10 protein-coding genes and 2 pseudogenes are annotated in these 13,354 nt (G+C 63.3%); all 12 read left to right on the plus strand.

Annotated features, from left to right (window positions below; all coding sequences use genetic code 11):
• Positions 1-43: 43 nt before the first annotated feature.
• The 12 genes and pseudogenes from FJW07_RS02085 to FJW07_RS02140 all read left to right on the plus strand — a co-directional run bounded on the left by FJW07_RS02085 (position 44) and on the right by FJW07_RS02140 (position 13,180).
• Positions 44-341, plus strand: a pseudogene (locus FJW07_RS02085) (DUF1778 domain-containing protein).
• 3 nt (positions 342-344) lie between these two features.
• Positions 345-512: pseudogene (locus FJW07_RS31950) on the plus strand (N-acetyltransferase); the annotation flags it as partial.
• Positions 513-697: 185 nt separating this feature from the next.
• Positions 698-1,330, plus strand: a complete 633-nt coding sequence (rimP, locus tag FJW07_RS02095; protein ID WP_140702753.1) for a ribosome maturation factor RimP — start codon at positions 698-700, stop codon at positions 1,328-1,330.
• Positions 1,331-1,376: 46 nt separating this feature from the next.
• Positions 1,377-2,972, plus strand: coding sequence for a transcription termination factor NusA (gene nusA, locus FJW07_RS02100; RefSeq protein ID WP_140645339.1), 1,596 nt, complete (start codon positions 1,377-1,379; stop codon positions 2,970-2,972).
• Between the two features lie 38 nt (positions 2,973-3,010).
• The gene (locus FJW07_RS02105) at positions 3,011-3,661 is read left to right on the plus strand and encodes an RNA-binding protein (protein ID WP_140645338.1); all 651 of its coding nucleotides are present in this window, start codon (positions 3,011-3,013) and stop codon (positions 3,659-3,661) included.
• Positions 3,658-6,237: a translation initiation factor IF-2 gene (gene infB, locus FJW07_RS02110; protein ID WP_140854131.1), complete on the plus strand. Its 2,580-nt coding sequence runs from the start codon at positions 3,658-3,660 to the stop codon at positions 6,235-6,237. The genes FJW07_RS02105 and infB overlap by 4 nt, the downstream gene beginning before the upstream one ends.
• Before the next feature lie 124 nt (positions 6,238-6,361).
• On the plus strand, positions 6,362-6,778 hold the full coding sequence (gene rbfA / locus FJW07_RS02115) for a 30S ribosome-binding factor RbfA (protein ID WP_140656233.1): 417 nt from the start codon (positions 6,362-6,364) through the stop codon (positions 6,776-6,778).
• A complete protein-coding gene (gene truB, locus FJW07_RS02120; protein WP_140854133.1) occupies positions 6,779-7,738 on the plus strand; it encodes a tRNA pseudouridine(55) synthase TruB in 960 nt (319 codons plus the stop codon).
• A 213-nt stretch (positions 7,739-7,951) separates the two neighbouring features.
• Positions 7,952-9,046, plus strand: a complete 1,095-nt coding sequence (gene corA, locus FJW07_RS02125) for a magnesium/cobalt transporter CorA (protein WP_140854135.1) — start codon at positions 7,952-7,954, stop codon at positions 9,044-9,046.
• Between the two features lie 147 nt (positions 9,047-9,193).
• A complete protein-coding gene (rpsO, locus tag FJW07_RS02130) occupies positions 9,194-9,505 on the plus strand; it encodes a 30S ribosomal protein S15 (RefSeq protein WP_281405321.1) in 312 nt (103 codons plus the stop codon).
• A 379-nt stretch (positions 9,506-9,884) separates the two neighbouring features.
• Positions 9,885-12,035 carry a polyribonucleotide nucleotidyltransferase gene (gene pnp / locus FJW07_RS02135; RefSeq protein ID WP_140645332.1) on the plus strand — a complete coding sequence of 717 codons (2,151 nt, stop codon included), beginning with the start codon at positions 9,885-9,887 and terminating at the stop codon, positions 12,033-12,035.
• Between the two features lie 137 nt (positions 12,036-12,172).
• Positions 12,173-13,180, plus strand: a complete 1,008-nt coding sequence (locus FJW07_RS02140; RefSeq protein WP_140854137.1) for a class I SAM-dependent methyltransferase — start codon at positions 12,173-12,175, stop codon at positions 13,178-13,180.
• Positions 13,181-13,354 lie beyond the last annotated feature (174 nt).

Here is a 13,354-nt window from a genome sequence, read left to right on the forward strand (position 1 = left end):
CATATAGAGCTACAGATCGCTGCATTGCAGGCAGGAGACAGCTATGGCCGCCTCGGTTGAACGCAAGGAATATCCGATCTCGATGCGCCTGCCGGAAGCGGACGTGGCGATGATCGATCGTGCCGCCACTCCGCGCGGCCGGTCCCGCACGGATTTCGTGCGCGATGCCGCCGCGCGCGGCCGAGGATGTGCTGATGGATAACCGCCTTTTCCGCATGAGCCCGGAAGGGTTCGCGGAGTTCATGGAAGTTCTGTCGGCCCCGGCCGCGCCGGTCCCCGACATGGTGGAATTGGCAAAGCGGTCAGCGCCTTGGGAAGCTGGTTATACGACGAAGCGCTGACCAGTGGCCTTATCGGCGCCCGAACCGCTTGCAGCAGTTCACGACGTGTCCGGATTTTCCTGTGGGAAGCCTGCCCTTGATCACTGGCTAAAAACCCACGCGCTTTCCAATCAGGAGAAGGGCTTAACAGCCGTTCTCGGTGTCCATGAAGCCGGCCGAGTGATCGGATATTAGGCCCAGCGATGGCCGCGCCAGTTGTAGACACCGCCGCCAGCCTTTGCCTGCAGGCTTGAAACACAATTCGGGATCGTCTATATCAATCTCAAATTCTTGGTCGGTATGACGAAGAGTGGGTCCACCCGGTCCCGCTCTTTTTTATTACCTGCCGGCCGGAAGTGAAAAGCGACAGGGATCTGATGACTGCAGCGGCAAGCGAGGCCGACGACCGTATCATCCGCGAAAGCGGCATCGATGCGCGCATTGCGCTGATCGTGCAGCCGGTGCTCAAGGCCATCGGCTTCCGGCTCGTGCGGGTGCAACTGACCGGCCAGAACGGGCTGACGCTGCAGATCATGGCCGAACGCGAAGACGGGACCATGACAGTCGAGGATTGCGAAGAGGTGAGCCGCGCCGTGTCGCCGGCGCTCGATGTCGATGATCCGATCGAAAAAGCGTATCATCTCGAAGTTTCGTCGCCAGGCATCGACCGGCCGCTGGTGCGCAAGTCGGATTTCACCGCCTGGACCGGACATCTGGTCAAGCTGGAGACATCGGTTCTTGTCAGCGATCGCAAGCGCTTCAAGGGCAAGATCGCCGAGGCGGATGCCGACGGTATCCTGATCGAGCGCGACAAGGCGGCCTATGGCGAAGAGCCGACGGTGCGCGTGCCTTACGACGCGATCGCAGAGGCCCGGCTGGTGCTGACCGACGATCTAATCCGCGATGCCCTGTCGAAGGACAACCGGGCGCGCAAGGAAGCCAGGAAGCGCCGCGGCGAAGCGGAAGACGCCGCCGCCGGCGAGGAAAATGAAACCGAACAGGAAAGTTGATTGAGTAGCCGGGCTGTATGCCCGGCGCGAAATCGGGAGAAAGACAATGGTTGTAAGCGCCAACAGGCTTGAACTGCTGCAGATCGCCGATGCGGTCGCGCGTGAAAAGTCGATCGACAAGCAGATCGTCATCGCCGCCATGGCCGATGCGATCCAGAAGGCGGCGCGCTCTCGTTACGGCCAGGAGACCAACATCCGCGCCGACATCAACCCGAACACCGGCGAGATGAAGCTGCAGCGGCTGATGGAGGTGGTCGAGGCGGTCGAGGACTACGCGACGCAGATCGCGCTTTCCACGGCCCGCGAGCGCAATCCCGATGCCCAGGTCGGCGACTTCATCGCCGAGCAGCTGCCGCCGATGGATTTCGGCCGCATCGCCGCCCAGTCGGCCAAGCAGGTCATCGTGCAGAAGGTGCGTGAGGCCGAGCGCGATCGCCAGTATGACGAATACAAGGATCGCATCGGCGAGATCGTCAACGGCACCGTCAAGCGCGTCGAGTACGGCAATGTCATCGTCGATCTCGGCCGGGGCGAGGCGATCATCCGCCGCGACGAGCTGATCCCGCGCGAGAACTACAAATATGGCGACCGCGTGCGGGCCTATGTCTATGACGTGCGCCGCGAGCAGCGCGGGCCGCAGATCTTCCTGTCGCGCACGCATCCGCAGTTCATGGCCAAGCTCTTCACCATGGAAGTGCCGGAAATCTACGACGGCATCATCGAGATCAAGTCGGTCGCCCGCGATCCGGGCTCGCGCGCCAAGATCGCCGTCATCTCACGCGACAGCTCGATCGATCCGGTCGGCGCCTGCGTCGGTATGCGCGGCAGCCGCGTCCAGGCGGTGGTCGGCGAATTGCAGGGCGAGAAGATCGACATCATTCCGTGGTCGCCATCGGCCGCGTCCTTCATCGTCAACGCGCTGCAGCCGGCCGAGGTCGCCAAGGTGGTGCTCGACGAGGATGCCGAGCGCATCGAGGTGGTGGTGCCGGACGACCAGTTGTCGCTGGCCATCGGCCGTCGCGGCCAGAACGTGCGGCTTGCCTCGCAGCTCACCGGCTGGGATATCGACATCCTGACCGAGCAGGAGGAGAGCGAGCGTCGCCAGAAGGAATTCGTCGAGCGTTCCGCACTCTTCATGGAAGCTCTCGACGTCGACGAGATGGTCGGCCAGGTGCTCGCCTCCGAAGGTTTCACCAGCGTCGAGGAAGTCGCTTATGTCGACTCGGGCGAAATCGCCTCGATCGACGGCTTCGACGAGGACACCGCTTCGGAAATCCAGACCCGCGCCCGCGAATATCTGGAAAAGATCGAGGCCGAGCACGACGAAAAGCGCAAGGCGCTGGGCGTCCAGGACGAGCTGCGCGAGATCCCCGGCGTTACCACCGCCATGATGGTGACGCTCGGCGAGGACGGCGTGAAGACGATCGAGGACTTCGCCGGCTATGCCGCCGACGATCTGACCGGCTGGAAAGAGCGCAAGGACGGCGAGACCAAGGTCTATCCGGGCGTGCTTGCCAGCCACGGTGTCTCGCGCGCCGATGCCGAGCAGATGGTGCTCGCCGCCCGCAAGCAGGCCGGCTGGATCACCGAAGACGAGCTTGCAGCCGAACAAGTCGCGGCTGACGAAGCCGTTGGTGCGTGAGGTGAACCCGCATCGCACACAACCCGCCCCAGGACGAGATGAACGATCGCACTTGCATCGTTACGCGCAGGCAGGCCGAACCGGATGAACTGATCCGTTTCGTCGTCGGCCCGGATTCGGCCGTCGTTCCGGATATCAAGAGAAACCTGCCCGGCCGTGGTTGTTGGGTGAGCGCTGACCGCCTACATATCGAGAAGGCAGCGGCGAAGAACCTGTTTGCCCGCGCCTTCAAGGCGCAGGTGACCGTGCCGACCGATCTTGGCGGCATGGTTGACGGGCTGCTCTCCAGATCCGCTCTGGGTATGCTTGGCCTTGCCCGCAAGGCTGGCGCTGTCGTTCTTGGCGCCGCCAAGGTCGAGGGTGCGGTGCGCGACGGCCAAGCGCTTCTGGTGCTGCATGCGACCGAGGCTTCGGACGACGGTGTCCGCAAGATCAGTCAGGCACGGCGGGCAACCGTCCATCTCGGCGGCCCGGCCATCCTTGCCTACAAACTTTTCCCTGAAGCCGAGTTGAGCTTGGCATTGGGGGGTACAAATGTGATACATGCTGCCGTCCTCGCGCAGGACGCGGGACAGGCGGTTGAGAAGCGCGTTGTTGCGCTCGACCGATATCGGGGCGGTACCCCGAACGATCTGGCAATGCTTGCGGCCGTTGCTGACGAAGATGATGCCGCAGAGGATATGGAATGAACGATACGAAATCGGGCGACGACAAGACGTTGAGCGTTACGCCGAAGAAGACCTTGACGCTGAAGCGCCCCGGCCTCGAGCAGGGCACCGTGCGCCAGAATTTCTCGCATGGCCGCACCAAGTCGGTCGTGGTCGAGACCAAGAAGCGCAAGTTCTCGCTGCCCGGCGACAAGCCGGAGCCGGTGGCTGCGTCCGTCTTCACGCCGAAGCCCGCCCCTGCCCCTGTTGCCGCCGCCCCTGTCGTGCAGGAAGCACCGAAGGCGCCGCCTCCGCCGCCGGAGCGTTCCGGCATGGTTCTGAACGAACTCTCGCGCGGCGAGATGGAAGCGCGTCGCAAGGCGCTGGAAGGTTCCAAGGTCCGCGAGGCCGAGGATCGCCAGCGCGCTCAGGAAGATGCCAAGCGCCGCACCGAGGAAGAAGAACGCCGCAAGCGCGAGCGTGACGAATCCGCGCGCCGTCAGGCCGAGGAGGAAGCACGCCTGCAGACTGAGGCCGAGGCCCGCCGGCGCGCCGAGGAAGAGGCTCGCCGCCGCGCGCCGCTGGCGGCGGATGTCGCCACGGCTGACGACGAGGAAGAGGCCAAGCCGAGGCGTACCGGCGCCGGCGCCGGGGCGAGTGCGCCGCCGCGCCGTCTTGCGACGCCGGAAGTGGCGCGGCCGGCCAAGCCGACAAAGGGCGAGGAAGATCGCCGCCGTGGCAAGCTGACGCTGAACTCGGCGCTGTCGGATGACGACGCGCGCGCCCGCTCGCTGTCGTCGATGCGTCGCCGCCAGGAAAAATTCAAACGCGCGATGCATAACGAGCCGCGCGAGAAAGTCATGCGCGAAGTGATCCTGCCCGAAACCATTACCATCCAGGAATTGGCGCAGCGCATGTCCGAGCGCGCCGTGGACGTGGTCAAGTTCTTCATGAAGCAGGGCCAGATCCTCAAGCCGGGCGACGTCATCGACGCCGACACGGCCGAGCTGGTCGCCTCCGAATTCGGCCACACGGTCCGCCGCGTTGCCGAGTCCGACATCGAGGAAGGCCTGTTCAACATCGCCGACCGCCCGGAAGACCTGGTGTCGCGTCCGCCGGTCGTGACCATCATGGGCCATGTCGACCACGGCAAGACCTCGCTGCTCGACGCCATCCGCAACGCCAATGTCGTCTCCGGCGAGGCCGGCGGCATCACTCAGCATATCGGTGCCTACCAGATCGAGAAGAACGGTCAGAAGATCACCTTCATCGACACGCCCGGCCACGCCGCCTTTACAGCGATGCGCGCCCGCGGCGCGCAGGTCACCGACATCGCCGTGCTGGTGGTGGCGGCCGACGACAGCGTGATGCCGCAGACGATCGAATCGATCAATCACGCCAAGGCGGCCGGCGTGCCGATCATCGTGGCGATCAACAAGATCGACAAGCATGACGCCGACCCGCAGAAGGTGCGGACCGAACTGCTGCGCCACGAAGTGTTCGTGGAATCGATGGGCGGTGAGGTGTTGGACGTCGAGGTTTCGGCGACCAAGGGCACCAATCTCGACAAGCTGCTGGAAGCGATCCTGCTGCAGGCCGAAGTGCTCGACCTCAAGGCCAATCCTGACCGCACCGCCGAAGGCGCGGTCATCGAGGCGCAGCTGGACAAGGGACGCGGGCCTGTCGCCACCGTGCTGGTGCAGACCGGCACGCTGATGCCGGGCGACATCATCGTCGCCGGCAACGAGTGGGGCCGTGTGCGCGCGCTCGTCAACGATCGCGGCGAGCACGTTCCGGAAGCGCCGCCGGCAATGCCGGTCGAGGTGCTTGGCCTCCAGGGCACGCCGCAGGCGGGCGACCGCTTCGCCGTCGTCAACAACGAGGCGCGCGCCCGTGAGATCACCGAATACCGCCAGCGCCTGGCGCGCGACAAGGCGGTGGCCAGGCATGCCGGCCAGCGCGGCTCGCTCGAGCAGATGATGTCGCAGCTGCAGACGAGTGGATTGAAGGAATTCCCGCTGGTCATCAAGGGCGACGTGCAGGGCTCGATCGAGGCGATCAATGCCGCACTTGAAAAGCTCGGCAATGACGAGGTGCGCGCGCGCATCGTCCATGCCGGTGCCGGCGGCATCACCGAAAGCGACGTCTCGCTCGCCGAGACGTCCGGAGCGGCGATCATCGGCTTCAATGTCCGCGCCAATGCGCAGGCGCGTGCGGCCGCGGTCGCGGCCGGCATCGAGATCCGCTACTACTCGATCATCTACAACCTCGTCGATGACGTGAAGGCAGCGCTTTCCGGTATGCTTTCGCCGGAGCGGCGCGAGACCTTCATCGGCAATGCCGAGATCCTCGAGATCTTCGACATCTCCAAGGTCGGCAAGATCGCCGGCTGCCGTGTCACCGAAGGCAAGGTCGAGCGTGGCGCGGGTGTTCGCCTGATCCGCGACAACGTCGTTATCCACGAAGGCACGCTGAAGACGCTGAAGCGCTTCAAGGACGAGGTTTCGGAAGTGCCGGGCGGCCAGGAGTGCGGCATGGCCTTCCAGAACTACGAGGACATGCGTGTCGGCGACGTCATCGAGTGCTTCCGCATCGAGATGGTAACCAGAACGCTCTAATTCAGGTATACTTGCCGAATAATAACGGGCGGCGGCCGAAAGGCTGCCGCCCAGACCCCTTATGCATGTTGAGACATGTGGCGCGGTCCCATCCCGCGCCTCACGATTTCAGGACCAGAGAAAAATGCCCCGTTCGACACCGTCAGGCCCCTCCCAGCGCATGCTGCGCGTCGGCGAGCAGGTGCGCCATGCCCTTTCCGAGACCTTGCAGCGCGGTGAAATCATCGATCCGGTGATCGAGAACAGCGTCGTCTCGGTCTCCGAGGTGCGCATGTCGCCCGATCTCAAGATCGCCACCGCCTTCGTCTCGCTGCTTGGCGCGGGCGACGACGGCGCCGTGATCGAGGCGCTCAACAGGCACGCCAAGTTCATCCGCGGCCGTGTTTCCGGCGCGCTCAGGCAGATGAAGTACATGCCGGAGTTTCGTTTCAGGCTTGATACCTCCTTCGACAATTTCGCGAAGATCAATGAACTGCTGAAGTCGCCCGAAGTCGCGCGCGATCTCGGTGACGGCAAGAACAACGATAAGGACGAGGAATAGGTGGCGCGTCGCGGCAAGAAGAAGGGGCGGCCGGTCTCCGGCTGGGTGGTGTTGGACAAGCCCGTCGGCATGGGTTCGACCGAAGCGGTCTCCAAGATCAAATGGCTGTTCCAGGCCGAGAAGGCCGGCCATGCCGGCACGCTCGATCCGCTGGCCTCCGGCATGCTGCCGATCGCCTTGGGCGAGGCGACCAAGACCGTTCCTTACGTGCAGGACGGCGCCAAGGTCTATCGCTTCACCGTCGCTTGGGGGCAGGAGCGCTCGACCGACGACCTCGAAGGCCCGGTGACCAACAGTTCCGACCGTCGGCCGGACGAGGCGGAGGTGAGGGCGCTGCTGCCGAAATACACCGGCGTCATCATGCAGACACCGCCGCAATTCTCGGCCATCAAGATCGCCGGCGAACGCGCCTATGACCTTGCCCGTGAAGGCGAGACGGTCGACATCCCGGCGCGCGAAATCGAGATCGGCCGCCTCGACATCGTCGAGCATGATGCCGGCAAGACCGTCTTCGAAGTCGAGTGCGGCAAGGGCACCTATGTGCGCTCGCTGGCCCGCGACATGGGCCGCGACCTCGGCTGCTTCGGCCACATCGCCGAATTGCGCCGCGTTGAGGTCGAGCCGTTCACGCCGGATGATTTCGTCACGGTCGCCGAGCTGGAAGCGGCCCGCCTTGGCGAAAAGAATGGCGACAAATCGGACGAAATGGATGCCCCGATCGATTTCAGCGCCATCGATGCGCTGCTCGTCGAAACGGCGGTGGCGCTCGACTGCTTGCCGCAGGTCGCGGTCAGCGACGATGCGGCGACGAAGATCCGCCTCGGCAATCCCGTCATCATTCGCGGCCGCGACGCACCGGTCGAGGCCGAGGAGGCCTGCGCCACAGCACGCGGCAAGCTCGTCGCCATCGGCGCCATCGAGCAGGGCATGTTCAAGCCCAAGCGGGTCTTTGTCGGCTGAATCCGGTCTAAAGCGCGACGCGCTGAAACGGATTCAGGCGCCGCGCTTTAAGTCTTTGTTTTGATGCATGTCGTTGTCCCAGAACCGCTGCGCACTTCTGGGCGACATGCACTAAGTGTTTGTTATTTACGCAATTCCGGACAGAAAACCGCTGCGCAGTTTTCCTGGAATTGCTCTAATCTCGGCCGAAATGCTGAGTCCCGAGGATATCTCATGGCCAAGGCTGATGCAGGCAAGAAGCGGGCATCGCTGAAAACCCGCCGGCCACCGGTCGGGGCGTCGCCCGGCACGCTTATCGCCGATCCGGCGGCGCGACGCAGCGAGCTTCGGCTGACGCTGATCTCGCCCGAGAAATACAAAACCATCGACAATGCCTCGATCGACGATCTCAACGCCCATTGCGGGAAATGGCCCGTCGTCTGGCTGGATTGCACCGGACTTGCCAATATCCCGCTGATCGAGGAGATCGGCCGCATCTTCAATTTGCACCCGCTGGCGCTGGAAGATGTCGTCAACACCGGACAGCGGCCCAAGGTGGATTTCTTCGAGGACCACGCCTTCGTCGTCATGCGCATGATCGACGATGTCACCTCGCATCGTTACGAGCAGATGTCGCTGTTCTTCGGCGGGAATTTCGTCGTCACCTTCCAGGAGCGCGAGGGCGACCCGTTCGATCCGGTGCGCAAGCGCATTGCGGGTGCGATGCCCAACCGACTGCGCTCGCGCGGCGCCGACTATCTCGCCTATGCGCTGATCGATGCTATCGTCGACAGCTATTTTCCCCCGATCGAAGCGGCGAGCGAAGCGGTCGACGGCATCGAGGACGAGATGCTGAACAAACCGCACAAGCACCAGATGCAGCAGCTGCATGAACTCAGGCGCGACGCCAACGTGCTCAAAGGCGTGCTGTGGCCGATGCGCGACGCGCTGGCGACGCTGATCCGCAACGACGTGGCTTTCGTGAAGGCGGAGACCAAGATATTCTTCAACGACACGCTTGACCATTCGCTGCGGCTGATCGAACTGGTCGAGAACCAGCGCGACATGCTGACCGGCCTGATCGAGATGCATGTGTCGCTGACCCAGGCCCGCACCAACGACGTCATCTCCTATCTGACGATCGTCTCGGTGATCTTCATGCCGCTGACCTTCCTGGTCGGCGTCTGGGGAATGAATTTCGATCCGGAAAGCTCGCCCTGGAACATGCCGGAGCTGAAAACCTATTACGGTTATCCGGCGGCAATTCTGTTCATGGCGATTGTCGCTGCCGGACTGATCTTCTTCTTCAAATGGAAGAAGTGGCTATAGCCGCTGAACCCTTTGTTTTCGTGGCAAGACCTGCGACAAGCCGGCTTGACATTTGGGCTGGTGTTTTTTCCGGAATTGCACTATATGCGCCGCAGCTTCGCGCCCTGACGCGTCGCTTGCACTGGCCCCTGCTGGACGACATCCCGGCTGTGGGCGTCCCGTTTCCTCCAACAGATAAGGAAAAGCACGATGTCGATTACTGCCGACCGCAAGAAGGAATTGATGACCGAATTCGCAACCACCAAGGGCGACACCGGATCTCCGGAAGTCCAGGTTGCCATTCTTTCCGAGCGCATCAAGAACCTGACCGAGCACTTCAAGGACCACAAGAAGGATAACCATTCCCGCCGTGGCCTGCTTGCTCTGGTTTCCCAGCGCCGCAGCCTGCTTGACTACCTCAAGCGCAAGGATGACGCGCGCTATCAGACGCTGATCGACAAGCTCGGTCTCCGTCGCTGACGAATTGACCGGCGGGCTCTCCTCGGAGGGCCCGCCGGTCGCGCATTGGCGCATCGGTCGATCCGGTGCGATAATGCCGGAGCGCGACGCGCTCTTGAAATTCGCATTCGCGCAGGGCGCGTTCCGGAAACAGCGGTTTCCGGCGTCATGCGCAAGCCGGCCGATCGGTCGGCCAAACACGGTTCCGGACGCGCAGAGGGCCATTCGGAACCGCCCCATGGACGGTCATGGGGCAGGATTGCAGGATGCTCGCTTGGCTTATGAGCCGAACCTACGAGCCTCCCGTTGTCTTGCCCGTGGCTGCCCGAAGGAAGCCAGGAAAGGGAGAACCCGTGACCGTTAGGACGGCGCGGCCCTTTCCGCACATGAAGGACAAGACATGTTCAATCAACACAAAGTGGAAATCGAATGGGGCGGCCGTCCGCTCATCCTGGAAACCGGCAAGATCGCACGCCAGGCTGACGGCGCGGTGCTCGCCACCTATGGCGAGACGGTCGTTCTCGCCACCGTCGTTTCGATGAAGGAGCCGAAGCCCGGCCTCGATTTCTTCCCGCTTACCGTCAACTACCAGGAAAAGACCTATGCCGCCGGCAAGATCCCGGGCGGCTACTTCAAGCGTGAGGGCCGTCCGAGCGAAAAGGAAACGCTGGTTTCCCGCCTGATCGACCGTCCGATCCGCCCGCTTTTCGCCGACGGCTACAAGAACGACACCCAGATCGTCGTCACCGTCGTCCAGCATGATCTCGAGAACGATCCGGACATCCTGTCGATCGTCGCCACCTCCGCCGCGCTGACCCTTTCGGGCGTGCCCTTCATGGGCCCGATCGGCGGCGCCCGCGTCGGCTACATCAATGGCGAATATGTGCTCAACCCGCATATCGACGAAATGCAGGAATCCAAGCTCGACCTCGTGGTTGCCGGCACCGGCGACGCTGTGCTTATGGTCGAATCCGAGGCCAAGGAACTCTCCGAGGACCTGATGCTCGGCGCCGTAGTGTTCGGCCACAAGGGCTTCCAGCCTGTGATCGACGCGATCATCAAGCTGGCCGAGGTCGCCGCCAAGGAGCCGCGCGACTTCACCGCGCCGGATCATTCCGCGCTCGAAGCCGAGATGCTGAAGATCGTCGGCGACGAGCTTCGCGAAGCCTACAAAATCACCGACAAGCAGAAGCGCTATGCCGCCGTCGACGCCGTCAAGGCGAAGGTCAAGGCCGCGTTTGCGCCGGCCGAAGGCGAAGAGGCCAAGCACACCTCCGAGCAGATCGGCTCGGTGTTCAAGGAACTCCAGGCCAAGGTCGTGCGCTGGAACATCCTCGACACCGGCTCGCGCATTGATGGCCGTGATCTCAAGACGGTCCGCAAGATCGTCTCCGAAGTCGGCGTCCTGGCGCGCACCCATGGTTCGGCGCTGTTCACGCGCGGCGAAACCCAGGCGCTGGTCGTTGCCACGCTGGGCACCGGCGAGGACGAGCAGTATGTCGATTCGCTGACCGGCATGTACAAGGAGAAGTTCCTCCTTCACTACAACTTCCCGCCCTATTCCGTCGGCGAGACCGGCCGCATGGGTTCGCCGGGCCGCCGCGAAATCGGCCACGGCAAGCTCGCCTGGCGCGCCATCCGCCCGATGCTGCCGAGCGCGGACCAGTTCCCCTACACGCTGCGCGTCGTTTCGGAGATCACCGAGTCCAACGGCTCGTCCTCGATGGCGACCGTGTGCGGCACCTCGCTGGCGCTGATGGATGCCGGCGTGCCGCTGGCAAAGCCGGTCGCCGGCATCGCCATGGGCCTGATCAAGGAAGGTGAGCGCTTCGCGGTGCTCTCCGACATCCTCGGCGATGAGGACCACCTCGGCGACATGGACTTCAAGGTCGCCGGCACTGCCAATGGCGTCACCTCGCTGCAGATGGACATCAAGATCGATGGCATCACCGAGGAGATCATGGGCATCGCTCTGGCCCAGGCCAAGGATGGCCGCCTGCATATCCTCGGCGAGATGGCGCATGCGCTGTCCGGCGCCCGCGCCGAGCTCGGCGAATTCGCGCCGCGCATCGAGGTCATGCATATCCCGACCGACAAGATTCGCGACGTCATCGGCTCCGGCGGCAAGGTGATCCGCGAGATCGTCGAGAAGACCGGCGCCAAGATCAACATCGAGGACGACGGCACGGTCAAGATCGCTTCCGCGAACGCCAAGGAGATCGAGGCGGCGAAGAAGTGGATCCACACCATCGTCGCTGAGCCGGAAGTCGGCGAGATCTACGAAGGCACCGTCGTCAAGACGGCCGACTTCGGCGCGTTCGTCAATTTCTTTGGCCCGCGCGACGGTCTCGTCCATATCTCGCAGCTCGCCAATGAGCGCGTCGCCAAGACCTCGGACGTCGTCAAGGAAGGCGACAAGGTTTGGGTCAAGTTGATGGGCTTCGACGAGCGCGGCAAGGTCCGCCTGTCGATGAAGGTCGTCGACCAGGCGACCGGCAAGGAAATCGTCCAGGAAAAGAAGAAGTCGGACGGCGAGGAAGACGCCGCCTGATCGGTTTTACCGGATAATCCAAGACGGGCGCGCCGCGAGGTCGCGCCCGTTTTGTTTCGGGGCAATTCCACGAAAAGCGGGAACCGGTTTTCCGTCCGGAATTGCGTCGGAACAAAAAGGTTTTACGGAGCAGGTGAATGGCCGCGGAGCCGCTGAAGACGCTGTTCTACCCGTTCGAGGCCGAGGCGCTGCCTCTGCCGCGAAAGGATGCCCGCGTCCTGTTTCTCGGCGCCGAGCCCGGCTTCCGCTTGCCCGCCGGCTTCGAGGCGGCGCTGCAACTGGTGCAAGGCTTTCGGCCACATTTTCGAGCGCTGCAGGCGTCTGGCTGCGCGGTCACGCCGCGCGCCGAGGGTACCGGCTTCGAGCTGGCGCTGGTGCTTGCTGGCCGTCATCGTGGGCAAAATGAGTTGCGCATCGCCGACGCCATCGAACGCACCGTGCCGGGCGGGCTGATCGCGGTCGCGGGTGGCAAGGAGGACGGCATCGACAGCCTGCGCAAGCGGATCAACGCGCTGGTGTCGTTGGAAGGCCATCTGCCGAAGCACCACGGCGTCGCCTTCTGGTTCAGGCGAACCGGTACGGAGGCGGCCGCGACCCTGCGCGCCGGCAACCCCGATCTTGTCGTCGACGACGGCTTCAAGACCAAGCCTGGCATGTTCTCTTTCGACCGTGTCGATGCGGGATCGAAATTGCTGGCCGCGCACCTGCCTGGCGATCTCAAGGGCAATCTCGCCGATTTCTGCGCCGGCTGGGGCTATTTGGCGGCCGAGGTCCTGCAGCGCTCGCACGCCCTCACGGCCATTGATCTCTACGAAGCCGATTTCGAAGCCCTGGAAGCGGCCAGGCTGAACGTCCATGGCGCCACCGAGCCCCGTTTCTTCTGGATTGATCTTCTCACCGAGACGGTCGAGCGGCGCTACGACGCGATCGTCATGAATCCGCCCTTCCACAGTGGGCGTGCGGCTGAACCCGGCATCGGCGCCGGCATGATCCGCGCCGCATCGAAAGCCTTGAAACCGGGCGGCCGCCTGTTCATGGTCGCCAACCGCCAGCTTCCTTACGAACAGGCGCTGTCGGCGGCCTTTGCCAGCCACACCGAGATTGCGCGCGATGGGATGTTCAAGGTGTTTTCGGCACGCCGCTGAAGCAATTCCAGGAAAAGTGTGAAGCGGTTTTCCGTCCGGGATTGCGTCGTCAGGAAAAATGCAATTCCAGGAAAAGTGTGGAGCGGTTTTCCGTCCGGAATTGCGTTGTCAGGAAAAAAGCAATTCCAGGAAAAGTGTGGAGCGGTTTTCCGTCCGGAATTGCGTCAGGAAAAG

The sequence above is a fragment of the Mesorhizobium sp. B3-1-9 genome (genome assembly GCF_006439595.1).
Lineage (GTDB): Bacteria > Pseudomonadota > Alphaproteobacteria > Rhizobiales > Rhizobiaceae > Mesorhizobium.